Origin of the sequence: Microlunatus soli (assembly GCF_900105385.1) — a bacterium.
Taxonomy (GTDB): Bacteria; Actinomycetota; Actinomycetes; order Propionibacteriales; family Propionibacteriaceae; genus Microlunatus; species Microlunatus soli.
Window position 1 is genome coordinate 4,523,727 of sequence record NZ_LT629772.1, and the last position, 15,761, is coordinate 4,539,487.

Annotated in this window: 15 protein-coding genes; 11 read left to right on the plus strand and 4 right to left on the minus strand. The window is 67.9% G+C overall.

Going from position 1 to position 15,761, the window contains the following annotated elements:
• Positions 1-34 precede the first annotated feature (34 nt).
• The 5 genes from BLU38_RS20640 (at position 35) to BLU38_RS20660 (ending at position 4,169) form a co-directional block, all read left to right on the plus strand.
• Complete coding sequence (locus BLU38_RS20640; protein WP_091527305.1) at positions 35-457, plus strand: Mov34/MPN/PAD-1 family protein; 423 nt, start codon at positions 35-37, stop codon at positions 455-457.
• Between the two features lie 93 nt (positions 458-550).
• Complete coding sequence (locus tag BLU38_RS20645; protein ID WP_091527306.1) at positions 551-829, plus strand: MoaD/ThiS family protein; 279 nt, start codon at positions 551-553, stop codon at positions 827-829.
• Between the two features lie 20 nt (positions 830-849).
• Positions 850-1,800, plus strand: coding sequence for a PLP-dependent cysteine synthase family protein (locus tag BLU38_RS20650; RefSeq protein WP_091527307.1), 951 nt, complete (start codon positions 850-852; stop codon positions 1,798-1,800).
• Positions 1,801-1,865: 65 nt separating this feature from the next.
• The gene (locus tag BLU38_RS20655) at positions 1,866-3,065 is read left to right on the plus strand and encodes an NAD(P)/FAD-dependent oxidoreductase (RefSeq protein ID WP_091527308.1); all 1,200 of its coding nucleotides are present in this window, start codon (positions 1,866-1,868) and stop codon (positions 3,063-3,065) included.
• An 18-nt stretch (positions 3,066-3,083) separates the two neighbouring features.
• The gene (locus BLU38_RS20660) at positions 3,084-4,169 is read left to right on the plus strand and encodes a YdcF family protein (protein WP_091527309.1); all 1,086 of its coding nucleotides are present in this window, start codon (positions 3,084-3,086) and stop codon (positions 4,167-4,169) included.
• Between the two features lie 9 nt (positions 4,170-4,178).
• On the opposite strand, the gene BLU38_RS20665 is transcribed toward BLU38_RS20660, so the two are convergent.
• Positions 4,179-6,497 carry an FUSC family protein gene (locus BLU38_RS20665; protein ID WP_091527310.1) on the minus strand — a complete coding sequence of 773 codons (2,319 nt, stop codon included), beginning with the start codon at positions 6,495-6,497 and terminating at the stop codon, positions 4,179-4,181.
• 89 nt (positions 6,498-6,586) lie between these two features.
• On the opposite strand from BLU38_RS20665, the gene murI reads away from it, so the two are divergent.
• The 4 genes from murI (at position 6,587) to BLU38_RS20685 (ending at position 11,789) form a co-directional block, all read left to right on the plus strand.
• A complete protein-coding gene (gene murI / locus BLU38_RS20670; protein WP_407939613.1) occupies positions 6,587-7,417 on the plus strand; it encodes a glutamate racemase in 831 nt (276 codons plus the stop codon).
• 17 nt (positions 7,418-7,434) lie between these two features.
• Positions 7,435-8,352 (plus strand): alkaline phosphatase family protein, encoded by a 918-nt coding sequence (locus BLU38_RS20675; RefSeq protein WP_172836193.1) that lies wholly within the window; start codon positions 7,435-7,437, stop codon positions 8,350-8,352.
• A gap of 82 nt (positions 8,353-8,434) precedes the next feature.
• On the plus strand, positions 8,435-10,069 hold the full coding sequence (locus tag BLU38_RS20680; protein WP_197679801.1) for an alkaline phosphatase D family protein: 1,635 nt from the start codon (positions 8,435-8,437) through the stop codon (positions 10,067-10,069).
• A gap of 85 nt (positions 10,070-10,154) precedes the next feature.
• Positions 10,155-11,789, plus strand: a complete 1,635-nt coding sequence (locus BLU38_RS20685) for an alkaline phosphatase D family protein (RefSeq protein ID WP_091527313.1) — start codon at positions 10,155-10,157, stop codon at positions 11,787-11,789.
• Here the strand turns inward: BLU38_RS20685 and BLU38_RS20690 are convergent.
• Together BLU38_RS20690 and BLU38_RS20695 are read right to left on the minus strand one after the other, a co-directional pair.
• Positions 11,783-12,649, minus strand: a complete 867-nt coding sequence (locus tag BLU38_RS20690) for a nucleotidyltransferase domain-containing protein (protein WP_157683592.1) — start codon at positions 12,647-12,649, stop codon at positions 11,783-11,785. The genes BLU38_RS20685 and BLU38_RS20690 overlap by 7 nt on opposite strands.
• Before the next feature lie 52 nt (positions 12,650-12,701).
• Positions 12,702-13,385 carry an SDR family NAD(P)-dependent oxidoreductase gene (locus BLU38_RS20695; RefSeq protein ID WP_091527315.1) on the minus strand — a complete coding sequence of 228 codons (684 nt, stop codon included), beginning with the start codon at positions 13,383-13,385 and terminating at the stop codon, positions 12,702-12,704.
• Between the two features lie 154 nt (positions 13,386-13,539).
• Between BLU38_RS20695 and BLU38_RS20700 the strand changes: the two genes are divergently transcribed.
• Positions 13,540-14,436, plus strand: a complete 897-nt coding sequence (locus BLU38_RS20700) for a helix-turn-helix domain-containing protein (protein WP_091527316.1) — start codon at positions 13,540-13,542, stop codon at positions 14,434-14,436.
• 34 nt (positions 14,437-14,470) lie between these two features.
• On the opposite strand, the gene BLU38_RS20705 is transcribed toward BLU38_RS20700, so the two are convergent.
• The gene (locus BLU38_RS20705) at positions 14,471-14,704 is read right to left on the minus strand and encodes a hypothetical protein (protein ID WP_091527317.1); all 234 of its coding nucleotides are present in this window, start codon (positions 14,702-14,704) and stop codon (positions 14,471-14,473) included.
• A 263-nt stretch (positions 14,705-14,967) separates the two neighbouring features.
• On the opposite strand from BLU38_RS20705, the gene rph reads away from it, so the two are divergent.
• Complete coding sequence (gene rph / locus BLU38_RS20710) at positions 14,968-15,753, plus strand: ribonuclease PH (protein WP_091527318.1); 786 nt, start codon at positions 14,968-14,970, stop codon at positions 15,751-15,753.
• Positions 15,754-15,761 lie beyond the last annotated feature (8 nt).

The window sequence follows — 15,761 nt, forward strand, 5'->3', positions numbered from 1 at the left end:
GGGCCGTGATCCGGGGCTGCCTAGGCTCGCGGGTGTGTTGAGGATCCCGCGTGCCCAGGTGGACGAGATGATCGCCCATGCCCGCGCCGATCATCCCGACGAGGCCTGTGGCGTCGCGGTCGGTCCGGAAGGTTCGGACCGGCCGACCCGGCTGATCCCGATGATCAACGCGGACCGTTCACCGACCTTCTTCCGGTTCGACCCGTTGGAGCAGCTGAAGCTGGCCAAGGAACTCGACGCCGCCGACGAGGAGATCGTCGTGGTCTACCACAGCCACACCGCGACCGAGGCCTACCCGTCCCGGACCGACATCTCCTACGCCGCCGAGCCCCAGGCCCACTACGTGCTGGTGTCCACCGCCGAGAGCGGCAGCGGCGACGGCCCGGTGTCGGTGCGGTCCTACCGGATCCTGGACGGCGACGTGACCGAGGAGGACATCGAGTATCTCGAGTCCTGAGCCGGGTCGGAATAGTCCGCCGACGGTTGTCGTTGGCTGACTGAGAACTGTTTCGTAGCAGAAGTACCGTGTAAACCAACCAGGAGTGAGCAGATGGCGGTCGAAGTCAAGGTCCCGACGATCCTGCGGACCTACACCGATGGCGAGAAGACGGTGTCCGGCTCCGGAAGCACGCTGGCCGAGGTGATCGACGACGTCGAGACCCGCCATCCGGGTTTGAAGGACCGTCTGGTCGAGGCCGACGCGCTGCGGCGCTTCGTCAACGTCTACGTCAACGACGAGGACGTCCGTTTCAGTGGCGGGCTGGCCGCACCGGTGACCGAGAACGACGTGGTCGTGGTGCTGCCGGCAGTTGCCGGTGGCGCTCGCTGACCCGGTGAGCCGCTGACCCGATGACCCGATACGACTCGCTCGCCGACTCGGTCGGAAACACGCCGCTGGTCGGGCTGCCGAGGCTGTCGCCGAGCAAAACCGTCCGGCTCTGGGCCAAGCTCGAGGACCGCAATCCCACCGGGTCGATCAAGGATCGGGCGGCGCTGCGGATGATCGCCGCTGCCGAGGCCGAGGGACGACTCAAGCCGGGCTCGACGATCCTGGAACCGACCAGCGGCAACACCGGCATCTCGTTGGCGATGGCGGCGAAGCTGTCCGGCTATCGGCTGATCTGTGTGATGCCGGAGAACACCAGCTCCGAGCGCCGTGAGCTGCTGGCGATGTGGGGCGCCGAGGTCGTCTCGTCGCCCGCCGCCGGCGGATCGAACGAGGCCGTCCGGGTCGCCAAACAACTCAGCGAGGAACACCCGGACTGGGTGATGCTCTATCAGTACGGCAATCCGGCCAACGCCGAGGCGCACTACGCCGGCACCGGACCGGAGATCCTGGCCGACCTGCCCGAGGTCACCCACGTGGTCGCGGGCCTCGGCACCACCGGCACCCTGATGGGGATCGGCCGCTTCCTGTCCGAGCAGAAGCCCGACGTCAAGATCATCGCCGCCGAACCGCGGTACGGAGAACTGGTCTACGGGTTGCGCAACCTCGATGAGGGCTTCGTCCCCGAGCTGTACGACGCTTCGTTGATCAGCTCCCGCTTCTCGGTCGGTTCCCGTGACGCGGTCCGCCGGGTGCGGGAGCTCCTCGAACGCGAAGGGATCTTCGCCGGACTGTCCACCGGTGCGATCGTGCACGCCGCGTTGGCGCAGGCGGCCAAGGCCCAGCGCGCCGGTGAATCCGCCGACATCGTGTTGGTGATCGCCGACGGCGGCTGGAAATACCTGTCCACCGGGGCCTACGCGGCAAGCCTGGACGAGGTCGAGGAGCATCTGGACACCCAGGTCTGGGCCTGAGCCCGGCGGCGCCCGTAGTCCGTCCGACCCTTGCGCGGACAACCGCTACGGGTGATGATCTTGGAATGGATGCCAACACAGAGACCGGGATCGTCGTCGTCGGTGGCGGACTCGCCGCCGTCCGGGCGATCGAGGAATTCCGCAGCCAGGGATACGACGGTCCGCTGACGCTGGTCGCAGCCGAGTCCGAGTTGCCCTATGAGCGTCCGGTGCTGTCCAAGGGCTACCTGCTGGGATCGGAAGAGCTGGACTCGGCGTTCGCCCATGATCAGCAGTGGTACGACGACAACAAGGTCGAGGTGCTGCTCGGCGATCCGGCCGTCGGTCTGGAGCCGGCGGAGCATCGGCTGACCACGGCGGCCGGCCGAACGGTGTCCTACAGCAAGCTGCTGCTGGCCACCGGTTCGGAGCCGCGACGGTTGCCGCTGGATGGCGCCGACGCCCCCAACGTGCTCACCCTCCGGAACGTGGAGGACGCCAAGAAGATCAACGCCGCGATCGACGACGGCGGCCCGCTGGTGATCATCGGCGGCGGCTGGATCGGGCTCGAAGTGGCGTCCGCGGCCCGTCAGCGCAATGTCGAGGTGACCGTGCTGGAGGCAGCCGAGCTCCCGCTGCTCGGTGTCCTCGGACGGGAGGTCGCCGAGGTGTTCGCCGGCCTGCATCGTGAGCACGGCGTCACCCTGGTCACCGGCGCGAAGGTGGCCGGGTTCGACGTCACCGACGGTGTGGTGTCCGCGGTGCGCACCGAGACCGACAGCTATCCGGCGGCAACGGTGGTCCTCGGCGTCGGCGCCGCACCGCGGCTGCAGTTGGCCGAGGACGCCGGGCTCCGGGTCGACGGCGGTGTGCTCACCGACGGGTCGCTGCGCACCTCCGAGTCGGACATCTACGCCGTCGGCGACATCGCGGCGGTTGATCATGAACGGCTCGGTCGGGTCCGGGTGGAGCACTGGGCCTGGGCCAACGACTGCGGTCCGGTGGCGGCCCGGGCGATGCTCGGTCAGGACGCCACGGTCGACTTCCTGCCGTTCTTCTTCAGTGATCAGTACGACCTGGGGATGGAGTACATCGGCTACCTGCCGCAGGGCAGCTCACCGAAGGTCGAACTGCGCGGTGATGTGGCCGGCCGTGCCTTCGCCGCATACTGGGTGCTCGACGGGCGGGTGGTCGCCGGGATGCATGCCAATCTGTGGGACTCCGGTATCGACCCGATCAAGGAAATCGTGCAGGGTGGAGATCCGGGGGCGATTCCCACCAGCTGACAGGAAGGTTCGATCGGCGTGCTGACCGGGTTGCTGACCGCGCTGGTGATCATCGTCCCGGTGGCGATCGCGTTCGGCGTCTGCTGGATGGCCGTGCGCCGGATCCGGACCGAGCCGCGCCGCTGGTCCAACGCCTACTGGTTGCTGGCCGCGATCCTGCTGCTGGTGCAGACCTTCGCCGGACTCGGGCTGCCCGGGGCCGGCCTGGTGGTCTGGCTGCTCGGGATGGTGATGCTCACCGGACCGTTGCTGGTGTTGGTGCTGACCGTCTTCCTGATCTTGAACGGTGCGGTGATGTTGCGCCGGGAGAGTCGATCGCTGGGCAACCTGTTGTCCCTGATCGCCGGCGTCGGTCTGCTCGCACTGCTGGTGATCATCATTCCGGTGCTCCTGACCCGCAGCGTCTGGTTGATCCTGGCGCTGGTGGCGGTGCTGCTGATCGCGACCTATCTCGGCTTCCAGTTCGTGGCCTTCGCCGGATATGCGCTGCTCTACCCGAGGTTGATCCGGGACCGGCCGGCCGAATGGATCGTGGTGCTCGGATCCGGGCTCGGCCGGGACGGCCGGGTGACGCCACTGCTGGCATCCAGGATCCGGACCGGGATCGAGCAGTATCGACGACGCGGAGCCTCGCTGTTGATCATGTCCGGCGGTCAGGGGGAGGACGAGATCCGGCCAGAAGCCGAGGCGATGGCCGAGTGGGCGCTGGGCAACGGGGCCGATCCCGACGCCGTCCGGCAGGAGGCCAGGTCCCGCAACACCGAACAGAATCTGCGGTTCAGCCGTGAGCTGTTGCCGTCCGGTGGTGTCGACGCTGATCTCGAACCGACCGATCCGACCCGCCGGGCCGAGCAGCCGACGACATCTCCGGGGCTGATCGTGACCAGCAACTACCACGTGATGCGCGCCGCCATCCTGGCACGCAAACTCGGCATCCCGGCCCAGGCCACCGGCGCACCGACCGCCGGCTACTACTGGCCGAGCGCGATGATCAGGGAATTCGTCGCGGTGCTCGCCGAGCGGCCCCGGCTGCACGTGCTGGCCGCCGCGCTGGTCGCGCTGCCGGTTCCGCTGCTGTTCGCGGTCGTGCACCTGATCTCATGATCGGCGGGGTCATTCCGGCCCCTCGTCCAGACCGCGGACCTGCATCCGCAACGAGCCGGCGATGCTGGCCAGCGCGCCGTCGATCAGCTCGAGATCACGCAGCGCCAGTTGCCGCGGCGTCGTCACGTCCTGATCATCGAGTGCGGTGGCCACCCGGTCGAACAGCGAGGCAGAACGCAGGTAGCTCCGCTGTTCGACCTCTCGGCCCTGCTGCAACGCTTCGATGATCTCACCGGCAGAGGTGGACAGCAGTTTGGCCGCTGTCGCCAGGTCCGCACCGGCCTGCTCGGGCAGAGGCGTACTGGAGCGGGTGTCGACCACCAGGTTGCGCGCGTAGTAGCGCGACGCCGTGGCCGCGTACCAGAACTTGTCCCGCAATCCGCCGCCCGAGGCGCCCGGGAGTCGCAGTCGGCTGCGACTCGGCGAGGTGGCCGATTCCAAGGCCTGGTAGGCGACGTCCAACCGCCGCGCCGCGGCCCGCAGCTCACGGTCATTGTCCGGTGAGCACAACTGCCCGACGGCAAGATCAACGACCTCCAGCAGTGCGGTGAGGTGTTCCCGGGTGGCCACCGCGACCACGTGCCCGATCCGGATCGGCAGCACGAAGGCAACGGTGAGCGCCGTCACCCCGGCGCCGACCGCGGTCTCGGCCAGTCGCTCCAGCAGCAGGCTGTCGGAGAACTCGTTCAACTGCACATACAGCTGCGACATCATCACCGTGATGCCGATGGTCATGAAGGCGTAACTGACCCGGAGCAGGTACAGCCCGAAGAACAGTGCCACCAGCACGACCAACACCGAGATCCGGGTGTGGTCGGCCAACAGGTGTCCCATCACCGCACCGACGAAGACCCCGATCACCGTGCCGACCACCCGCAGCACGGATTTCCGGATCTGTTCGGTCGCGTTGTGCGCGCCGAGGAAGGTGACGAACGCCGCGATCACCGCCCAGTAGAACCGTTGCGGCGACACCAGACTGCCGACGACGATCGCCGCGGTCACCGCAACCGCCATCTGGATCGACACCCGTGCGTACGGCTCCAATCGGACCCGATCGATCCAGCGGTTGCCGCGTTCGGTCGATGCGGTGGCACTGACGTCGCGGGAGCCGGGCAACCAGCCGCCACTCAGGGTCACGGCCGGATCGAACGCGCCCTCGTCAGGCAGGAAGGACGGATTCGGTTCGGAGCGGATCGACCGCAGCACGGCCGCGTAGCCGGTGGTGGAGGTGCAGAACCGGTGCAGCAGGATCTGGGTCGTCCGCGGCAACGGTGTCCGGTGCGCCCGCTCGGTGGGGGAGTCACGATCGGCCGGCCGCTCGGACTGCAGTTGCCGGCGGATCTCCTCGGCGGCCACCTCCGCTGCCGCCGGATCATGATCACCGACGGCGAGCAGCACCCCGCGCACCGGCCGCAACAGGTCTGCGGGCAGTTCGAGCCCGGCCAGGCGTTCGGCGAAACGGGCGATATTGGTCAGGCTCAGTTCGGCGTCGAATACCCGCTGGTGCAGGGCCGCGGCCGTTGCCCCGTGTGGCAGCGCCGCGGGATCGGCGAGTTGGGCATCGATCATCAGGGCGGTCTCGTTGAGCCGGATCAGCAGCCCGTGCAACCGTCGGGCCTCCGTCCGATCATCGGGGTGATCGACAACGGTGAGCGCGGCAGCAGCCAACCGGCCGGAGCGGACGGCGAACGAGCGACGCATCCGGCGCAGCGCGAGCCGTCGACTGGGATAGAACAGCGTGAACTGGGCGGCGATCGCCACCGCGGAGCCGACGGCGATGATGCCGATCAGCCAGCCGAGGTCGGAGATGTCGACCAGCCGGGCCAGGAAGAAGCCGAAGAAGTCGCCCATGAACAGCAGCTGTCCGGCCAGGAAGCCGCGCGCACCGAACCGACGCAGATACCCGCCGGCGGCCAACACCACGACCAGGGAAGCCAACGCAGCAAGGTGGAACGGGGCCAGCGCCAGCCCGATCGCCATCCCGGCGATCATCGGCAGTGGCATCAGCAGCAGGCTGATCAACAGCTCCCGCGGGCGCGGGAACATCGGCCCGGCGAAGGCCGAGATCATCCCGATCACGGCGCCGACCATGATCGCCATCACGACAGCGGCGTGATGCTGCGCGGCGACCGCGGCAGCCTGTTCGGCCGTCAACCGACCGGGACCGGGATCGACCTGGAGGGCACCGGTGAGGCGGACGAACAACCACTCGCAGAGCATCGCGGCGGCAATCGAGGCGACGGCCTGAGCCGCCGTCCGCAGCCGGGTCAGCCCCGGGTCGGACGCCAGGAACCTCTCCCACCATTCGGTCGGGAGCGGGCGGGCCATGGTGCGCACCTTAGTCCGCTGCCACCGGTCCGGCTCCAGGTGGGCTGCTCACTGCAACTCCCGGGATCGCCTTGGGTAGGCTCCGGCAGGTGACCGAACCGATGTCCCGTGCCGCCGAAGGGCCGATCGGCATCTTCGACTCCGGATTCGGTGGGCTGACCGTGGCCCGCGCCGTGATGGACCAACTGCCGAACGAGGACCTGATCTATCTCGGCGACACCGCGCGGGCACCGTACGGCGATCAAGCCATCGCCGACGTCCGCGAATACACCTTGGAATGTCTGGATCATCTGGTCGAACAGGGCGTCAAGGCCTTGGTGATCGCCTGTAACGCCGGCAGTGCGGCGACCCTGCGGGATGCCCGGGAACGCTATCGGCTGCCGGTGGTCGAGGTCGTGCTGCCGGCCGCTCGGCGAGCAGCAGCCGCAACCCGGAACGGCCGGGTCGGCGTGATCTGCACCGAAGTGACCAAGACCTCGATGGCCTACGACGACGCACTCGGCGTCGCCGTCGGCGTCGAGGTCGTCACCGCAGCCTGCCCGGCGTTCGTACCGTTCGTCGAAGCCGGAGTGACCGGCGGGCCGGAGCTGCTCGCGGCCGCCGAGAGCTATCTGACGCCGCTTCGCGACGCCGGGATCGACACCCTGATTCTCGGCTGCACCCACTATCCGTTGCTGACCGGCGTGATCTCGATGGTGCTCGGGGACCGGGTCACGTTGGTGTCCAGCGCCGACGAATGCGCCAAACAGCTGTACGTGACACTGGCTACCGCCGGCCTCGCCCACGATGCACCCCGGCAGACCAGCCGACGATTCCTGACCACCGGCGATCCGGACTCCTTCTCCGCGCTCGGCCGCAGGCTGGTCCCGGACCTGATCACCGACGTGGACCAGTTCAGCGGCGGAGTCCGTCGCGCCTGACCCGGAAGTTGATGATCATGACCACCCGACCTGCTACCCCTTATGCGCTGATCGTCGGCTGGGACGGTGTCCGGCACGATCTGCTGCCCGAGCTGGAGTTGCCCACGCTGTCGGCCGTTGCCGAGCAGGGATTTCTGATCGGCACCACGATGCCGGAGGAGAGCGAGGCCAAGACCTCGACCGCGCCGGGATGGTCGACCAACCTGACCGGGGTCTGGCCGGCCAAACACGGCATCACCGACAACGAGCCGATGCCCAATCACTTCGACCGTTATCCGCATCTGCTGCAGCGGCTGCTGACCGATCAGCCGGACCGGCAGACCCTGGCCTGTGTCTGTGCCGCGATGCTCGGATCGACCAAGGGGCCCGGGCCGATCCTGGCCGGTGGCGTCTCGACGCTGATCTTCCACGACGTCCGGACCCATCCGCTCGGGCCGATCGGCCGGGATCCGTTGGTGGCTGAGGATGCCCGGCACCAACTCCGACACCGCGACTACGCCCTGTCCTTCGTCTATTTCGCCAGCACCGACAAGACCGCGCACCTGGAGGGCGTCGGACCGCGGTATCGCGACGCGATCCGGCAGGAGGACAGCTGGACCGGCGCACTGATCGACGCCGTCCGCCGGCGGCCGACGTTTTCCGACGAGGACTGGCTGGTGGTGATCACCACCGATCACGGCCACCGTGACGAAGGCGGCCACGGTGGCAACAGCTGGCAGGAGCGGCAGTCCTTCCTGGCGATGGCGCGGCTGGACGCCGACCTCGGCTTCACGCCTCCCGCTGCCGTCAGCAACGTCGATCTTGCCCCGACCGTGCTGCGGCATCTGGGCGTGACCGTCGAGGCCGACTGGGACCTGGACGGCGTCGCGCTGCAACAACCGTCGACCACCGTTGACGCAGGGTTTGCCGAGCCACGGTTGCGGCCGGGATGTTGATGATCAACGGCCAGTACGAGTTCACCGAACGTACCGATCATGCGCACTGACCGGCCGGAAGGCTTTCACTAGCTTCCTGGGTGTGCCCACAGCAATGACCCGCCTGTCCGGGTCGAGCAAGTCGTCGTTGCCCTCCTTCCGCACAGCAGATCCCGTCACCCGGCGCCGCTTCCTGGCCGCGGCCGGCGGCAGCGCGGCCGGCCTGGCCTTCGCCCTGCGTCCGACCGCCCGGGCCCACGCCGACGGCCGGATCCGCGCCGATCCGTTCACGATCGGCGTCGCCTCCGGCGACCCGCGTCCCGACGGCGTCCTGATCTGGACCCGGCTGGCGCCGCAGCCGCTGGCTGTCGACGCCGGCCTCAGCCCGAAGTCCTCCTATCAGGTTCGGTGGGAGGTCGCCACCGACGAACGATTCCGCACTGTCGTCGCCCGCGGCTCGGCGACGGCGAGTCCGGAGGAGAGCTACTCGCTGCATGTCGACGTCACCGGCCTGCGACCCGGACGGGACTACTGGTATCGCTTCCGGTGCCGGAACCACCTCAGCCCGGTCGGCCGAACCAGGACCGCACCGGCCCCGGACAGCGCGCCCGCGTTGCGGTTCGCGTTCGCCTCCTGCATGAACTACCGCGCCGGCTACTTCCACACCATGCGGGATGCCGCCGAGCAGGACCTGGACGTGATGTTCTTCCTCGGCGACTACCTCTATGAGTATCCGATCGAGCAGCTTCCCGTCGGCCGCCGGATCGCCGCCGACCTGCCGGCCGAGGTGGTGCCGATGCTGGCGACCCTTGACCAGTACCGGTTGCGCTATGCGCTGTACAAGCTCGATCCCGATCTGCAGAACGCCCATCGGATGATGCCCTGGGTGCTGACCTGGGATGATCATGAGTTCGTCAACGACTACGAGACCGACGCTCGTGATGATCTTGATCGGCGGGCGGCGGCGTACCGGGCCTACTGGGAGAACATGCCGTTACGCCGACCACAACGTCCGCGGGGATCCGATGCCCGGTTGTACCGTCGGATCGACTGGGGGCGGACCGCACAGTTCGACGTCCTGGACACCCGGCAATACCGTGATCCGGAGACCGCGGTCTCGCCGGCGCCGGACGAGGGCGAGCGCCGCGACCCGGACCGCACGGTGCTCGGCGCCGAGCAGGAACGCTGGCTGGCCGACAGCTTCGGGCGCCGACCGGTCCGCTGGAACTTCGTCGCCCAGCAGATCCTGATGGCCCGGCTGAACACGGCAGCCGACGACCAGCCGACGGTGTTCAGCCCCGGCACTTGGGACGGCTATCAGGCTTCCCAGCAACGGATGTTCGACCTGGTGTCGACGAATCTCCGGCGTCAACAGGTCCGCAACTTCTGTTCCCTCGGCGGCGACGTGCACTGCTCCTACGTCTCCGATCTGATGGCCGACACGCTGGACCCGGAGTCGGAGCTGATCGGTGTCGACATCACCAGTCCGTCGATCAGCAGCGCCCAGGATTTCGATCCGGTGGCCAACGAGAAACGCCAGGTCCGACGCCGGATGAACGCCTCCCTGCGATGGGCCGATCTGCACTGCGGCTACGACATCTGCGACGTGACAGCCGAACGGATTCGCTTCGACATCCGCGTAGTGGACAAGGTCAGTCGGGACGACTCGCCGGTCAGCACCGGTGCGAGTTTCACCGTCGAGGACGGCGTCCCCGGATACGTCGACGATCACCGGTGACGATCTCAGGAGTGCAACCCGAGTTCACCTCGAGGACGTTTTTCCTTATGGGTAAGGGAAAGTAGCGATCGCTACCTTCTGTCGTGTGCGCCGAGCAACCACTGCATCGACCGGTACCAGCAAAGCGACGTTGCCCTCGTTCTCCACCGCCGATCCGGTGACCCGTCGCCGGTTCCTCGCCGCAGCCGGCGGTGGCGCGGCCGGACTGGCGTTCGCTCTTCGGCCGTCCCATGACGCGCGGGCCGACGTCTCGCTGAAGACCGACCCGTTCACCCTCGGTGTCGCCTCGGGTGAGCCGCGACCTCATGCGGTGCTGATCTGGACCAGGCTGGCACCCGAACCGCTGGCCGTCGGCTGCGGACTCGATCCCAGCGGATCGCTGACGGTGCGCTGGGAGGTGGCGGCCGATGAACACTTCCGCCGGATCGCGGCTCGGGGCACGACCCGGGCGACGGCCGCGGAGAGCTATTCGGTGCACGTCGATGTCGACGGACTGCAGCCCGATCGGCCGTACTGGTATCGGTTCCGCTGTCGGTCCTTTATCAGCCCGGTCGGCCGGACCCGGACGGCGCCGGCACCGGACAGCACACCGCCGTTGCGGTTCGGATTCGCCTCCTGCATGGATTACCGACTCGGCTATTTCCACGCCATGCGGGACGCCGCCGAGCAGGACCTGGACGCGATGTTCTTCCTCGGCGACTACGTGTACGAGTTCGCGATCCAGCAGATGCCGACCGGTCGGCCGATCCCGTCCGACCTCCCGGCGGAGACCGTGCCGATGTTGGAGACCCTGGAGCAGTATCGGCTGCGCTACGGACTGCACAAGCTCGATCCCGACCTGCAGGCCGCGCACCACGTAATGCCGTGGGTGCTGACCTGGGATGATCATGAAGTCGCCGACAACTACGAAACGCTGGCGCGTGATGATCTTGATCGGCGGGCGGCGGCGTACCGCGCCTATTGGGAGAACATGCCGCTGCGCAAGCCGCAACTCCCGCAGGGATCCGATGCCCGGATCTACCGGCGGATCGGCTGGGGTCGGACCGCACAGTTCGACGTGTTGGACACCCGCCAGTATCGCGATCCGGAGACGAAGACGTCGCCGGCGCCGGACGTCGGCGAGCGTCGCGACCCGGGTCGTACGGTGCTCGGCGCCGAGCAGGAACGCTGGCTGGCCGAGAGCCTCGGCAGTCACCCGGTCCGGTGGAACTTCGTCGCCCAGCAGATCCTGATGGCCCGGCTGAACACGGCGGCGTCCGTTGAGCAGCCGACCACCTTCAGCCCGGGCACCTGGGACGGCTATCAGGCTTCCCAGCAACGGATGTTCGACCTGGTGGCGGCCAATCTCGATGCCGGCCGGGTGCGTAACTTCTGCTCGTTGGGCGGCGACGTGCACTGTTCCTACGTGTCCGATCTGATCTCGGACAGTCTCGATCCCGACTCGGATCTGATCGGCGTCGACATCACCAGTCCGTCGGTGAGCACGGCGTCTGATTTCAACCCGGTGCTCAACGAGAAGCGGCAGGTCCGGCGCCGGATGAACGACTCCTTGCACTGGGCGGATCTGCACTGTGGCTACGACATCTGCGACGTGAACGCCGATCGGGCACGGTTCGACGTGCGGGTGGTGGACAAGGTCAGCGACCGCGATTCACCGTTCTTCACCGGCGCCAGTTTCGTGGTGCAGGACCGGGTGCCGGGATTCAGTGTTGATCACTGAGCGGCGCCGGTCGCACTGCCGACCGGCAGCTCGAAGGAGAGCGTCGACGCCAGATGCCGGCGGGCCGCGTCCTGCATCTCCTGCGGCCACGGGATGCCACAGCGGTCGTGCAGTTCCCGGGCCAACGGGAAGAAGAGGTCGACGCAGGCGATATTGCCGTTGATCACCGATTCCTGGTCGGCCGTGGTGGCCGGCAGTTCGGTCAGGATCTGCAGCCGATCGGCCGGCAGCAGGCGCCGCAGGTGCAGCGCGCCGCCGCGATCCTCGACCGCGACGTCCTGCAGCATCAGCTGGATGATCATGCCGCGCAACAACTCCACGCCGGAGACACCGACGACGTACTCCTCGCGGCCGATCACCACCGGCAACAGGCCGAGCACCCGCAGGAATTCGACCGTGATCGACGCGACCCGGTCGGGATCGGGCTGCAGGGCCGGACCCGGGGCGGCCAGCCGCTCGCTCAGGTTGTGCGGATCGTGCAGTGCTCGGACGGTCGAACGGGTCCGTCGTGCGACATCGCCGGGTGTGCCGATCGAGACGTCGAACCGGACCCAGTCCGCGGAGATCTGGTTGAAGACCGGCGCCTGGCCGAGTTGCCTGCACAACACGGTCGGCGCGATCCGCTCCGCGATCTCCGGCCAGTCGTCACAGAATCCGGGCAGGTCTTCGTCCTCGACGACGACCCACAGATCGACATCACTGAACCGGTCCTGGCTGCCGGAGCCGTAGCTACCGGACAGCCAGACTCCGAGGACACGATGATCATCGGCCAGCACCCGCCGGGCGCTGTCGATCACGGCCTGCTGCCCTCCGGGGTGCGGCGCGGTTTCTGTACCGACTCCAGGAACATCGTTGGTCATGGTCACGATACTGACACCTGGATGGCGCTCGGGGGAGTCCTGGTGATCGAGATCACCAGGCCAGCAGACCTGCTTCCTCCTGCAGGGTTCCGGTCGGTCCGCCGGCTCCCACGGTGGCCATCCGGACGACGACGGCGGCACTGTCCTCGGCCGAACGACCACCGGGTACGTCAGCAGTGAGGTCGGTGTCGGTGTAGCCCGGCTCGACGGCATTGAACCGGATACTCGGCTCTTTGCGCGCATATTGCACGGTCAACATCGTCACGGCGGCCTTGGATGCGCCGTAGCTGCCGGACAGTACCCGGGACTCCTGGCGATCACTGTTGTGTACGGCCCAGAACGAGCCCAGGCTGCTGCTCACGTTGACCACGACGGGATCAGCCGAACGGTGCAGCAACTCCAGGGCGGCCTCGGTGACCCGCAGTACCCCCGCGACGTTGGTGTCGAGCACTGTCAGGATGTCACCGGCGAACGGTGCGCTCGGTGCGATGCCGGCGTTGTTGATCAAGACGTCGAGACGGCCCTCGGCCCGGTCGATGATCTTGATCGCGCTGCTGACCGAGTCGTCGTCGGTGACGTCGAGCTGGACGAACCGGCCGCCCAGCTCGGCCGCCGCCCGCTGTCCGCGTTCGACATCGCGGGCACCGAGGTAGACGGTGTGGCCGAGGGCGATCAGTTGCCGGGCGGTCTGGTAGCCGATGCCCTTGTTGGCACCGGTGATCAACGTAATGGTCATGGATGGATCCCTTCGTGCTGTGATGACGGTTCGTCGGATTCCCGATGCGCCCGTGGATCCATGCTTCGGCGAGTACCGGTCCGCAAACAGGTCGCGGCGTTCCTGGGGGTGGCAGGACCAGTCAGTGCTCAGCCGCAGCGGATACCGTGGCGGTATGGCACGACGAACGGATGATCAGCGGGACGGGTCGAAGCTGGGGGAGTTCCTGCGCGCCCGCCGTGAGCTGGTCACCCCAGAGCAGCTCGGCCTTCCGGTCAGTGGATCGCGGAGGGTTCGGGGTCTCCGTCGGGAGGAGGTCGCGATGCTCGCCGGAGTCAGTGCCGACTACTACCTCCGGCTGGAGCAGGGCCGCGACCGGCATCCGTCCGCTCAGGTCCTCGAGGCGTTGGCGCGGGTCCTGCAGCTCGACGAGGACGCGTCCGGCTACCTGCTCGGGCTCGGAGCCCAGAGCCGTCGCCGACCGCGGCGGCCACGCCGTACCGAGGTCGTGCCGCCGACCACCGCCAAGCTGCTGGACGCCCTGCAGCTGCCGGCCTTCGTCGAGGGCCGCTACTTCGACGTGCTGGCGGCCAACCCGTTGGCCACCGCGTTGTCGCCGCGGCTGGTTGCCGGCGGGAACCGGCTGCGGGACGTGTTCCTCGATCCGGCCGAGCGAGCGTTGTACGAACCCGACTGGGAACTGGCCGCGGCGGCACTGGTCGCAGGCTTCCGCCACTCGGTCGGCACTGACACCGACGACCCCCGGCTCGTCGAACTCGTCGGGGAACTGTCCATCGCCAGCCCACGGTTCGGTCAGCTGTGGGCCAGGCAGGACGTCCGCGGACGTGAGGCGGCCGCCATCTCCCTCGACCATCCGCAGGTCGGCCGGATCACACTGAATCGGGAGAAGCTGCTCGTCGCCGGCGCCGACGGCCAGATGCTGGTGCTCTATCACCCTGATCAGGGCAGCGTCGACGCCGACAAACTGAACCTGTTGGCATCGGCCGCGCTACCTCCATCACGACCGGGTCCACAGGGTCAGGACACGACGACCTCGGTCGACGCGGGGTGACCGGATCCCGTACGAGTCAGTGCATCGCCGGTTGTCAGCGGGGCTTTCGGGCGGTCACATGGACCAGACCGAGGGCCGGCCGCCCGGCGCCCAGTGCCGCCGACGGCGTCCTCCCAGCGCAACCAGAACTCCAGGCTGTCCGACGGCACCCTGGCCGGACGTCGGTGAGGCCGCCGGTCAGTTGGGTGTGCTTGGCCCAGTAGTCGGCGGGATGCCAGGTCAGCACCTCGAATCCGGCGACCTCGGCGAGCACCGGATTCGGTCCCATGTCCAACGACAGCAGCCACTCCGGATCGTAGGTCGGCTACCGAATCTCGGCCAGCACGGCGTGGATCGGGCCGGCGGCGGACGCGCTGCTGATCAGCAACGCCGTAGCGATCATCCCCGCGACGATTCCGAACAGACGTCTCATCATGATCGACACGTTAGGCATGTCCAGAAGACGACGGATCGGCCCACGGACCGCACTAGCTGCTACTGCAGTCGGACGGCCGTCGAAGGATGTCGGAGTCGCTGGTTAGGGTTGGCGGCATGACCGAGGCGAATTCGACCACCGCAAACCCATCGACCGGAGCGGGAGCACCGACGACCGGATCAGGGCAGCGGGCCGACGGTCGTGCGTTGGATCAGCTCCGCGAGGTGAAGTTCACCCGCGGCTGGCTCGACTCCGCCGAGGGCTCGGTACTGGTCGAGTTCGGCAGGACCCGGGTGTTGGTCGCCGCCAGCGTCACCGAGGGGGTGCCGCGCTGGCGGAAGGGGTCGGGGCTCGGCTGGGTGACCAGTGAGTACGCGATGTTGCCCCGCTCGACCAACACCCGCAACGACCGCGAGTCGATCAAGGGCCGGGTCGGCGGCCGGACCCACGAGATCAGCCGATTGATCGGCCGCAGCCTGCGGGCGATCATCGACTACAAGGCACTCGGCGAGAACACGATCGTGCTCGACTGTGACGTGCTGCAGGCCGACGGCGGCACCCGGACGGCGTCGATCACCGGTGCCTACGTGGCTTTGAGCGACGCGGTCGGTTGGCTGCGGGACCGCAACCGGTTGGCCGGTGAGCCGTTGACCGGTTCGGTGTCGGCGATCTCGGTCGGCGTGGTCGACGGTGTGCCGATGCTCGACCTGGCCTACAACGAGGACTCGGTCGCCGACACCGACATGAATGTGGTGATGAGCGGCAACGGTGACTTCATCGAGGTGCAGGGCACCGCCGAGGGCCGACCCTTCGATCGCGGCGTGCTCAATCAGCTGCTCGACCTGGCTGCCGGTGGCTGTACGACCCTGACCGAGCTGCAACGCTCTGCGCTGCAGGGCTGAGGGCGCCG

Bases quoted from the DNA above. Each gene is read 5' to 3' on its own strand.
- BLU38_RS20645 (WP_091527306.1), top strand. From the start codon at position 551: ATGGCGGTCGAAGTCAAGGTCCCGACGATCCTGCGGACCTACACCGAT.
- BLU38_RS20650 (WP_091527307.1), top strand. From the start codon at position 850: ATGACCCGATACGACTCGCTCGCCGACTCGGTCGGAAACACGCCGCTG.
- BLU38_RS20655 (WP_091527308.1), top strand. From the start codon at position 1,866: ATGGATGCCAACACAGAGACCGGGATCGTCGTCGTCGGTGGCGGACTC.
- BLU38_RS20665 (WP_091527310.1), bottom strand. From the start codon at position 6,497: ATGGCCCGCCCGCTCCCGACCGAATGGTGGGAGAGGTTCCTGGCGTCC.
- BLU38_RS20675 (WP_172836193.1), top strand. From the start codon at position 7,435: ATGACCACCCGACCTGCTACCCCTTATGCGCTGATCGTCGGCTGGGAC.
- BLU38_RS20690 (WP_157683592.1), bottom strand. From the start codon at position 12,649: ATGACCAACGATGTTCCTGGAGTCGGTACAGAAACCGCGCCGCACCCC.
- BLU38_RS20695 (WP_091527315.1), bottom strand. From the start codon at position 13,385: ATGACCATTACGTTGATCACCGGTGCCAACAAGGGCATCGGCTACCAG.
- BLU38_RS20700 (WP_091527316.1), top strand. From the start codon at position 13,540: ATGGCACGACGAACGGATGATCAGCGGGACGGGTCGAAGCTGGGGGAG.
- BLU38_RS20705 (WP_091527317.1), bottom strand. From the start codon at position 14,704: ATGGGACCGAATCCGGTGCTCGCCGAGGTCGCCGGATTCGAGGTGCTG.
- rph (WP_091527318.1), top strand. From the start codon at position 14,968: ATGACCGAGGCGAATTCGACCACCGCAAACCCATCGACCGGAGCGGGA.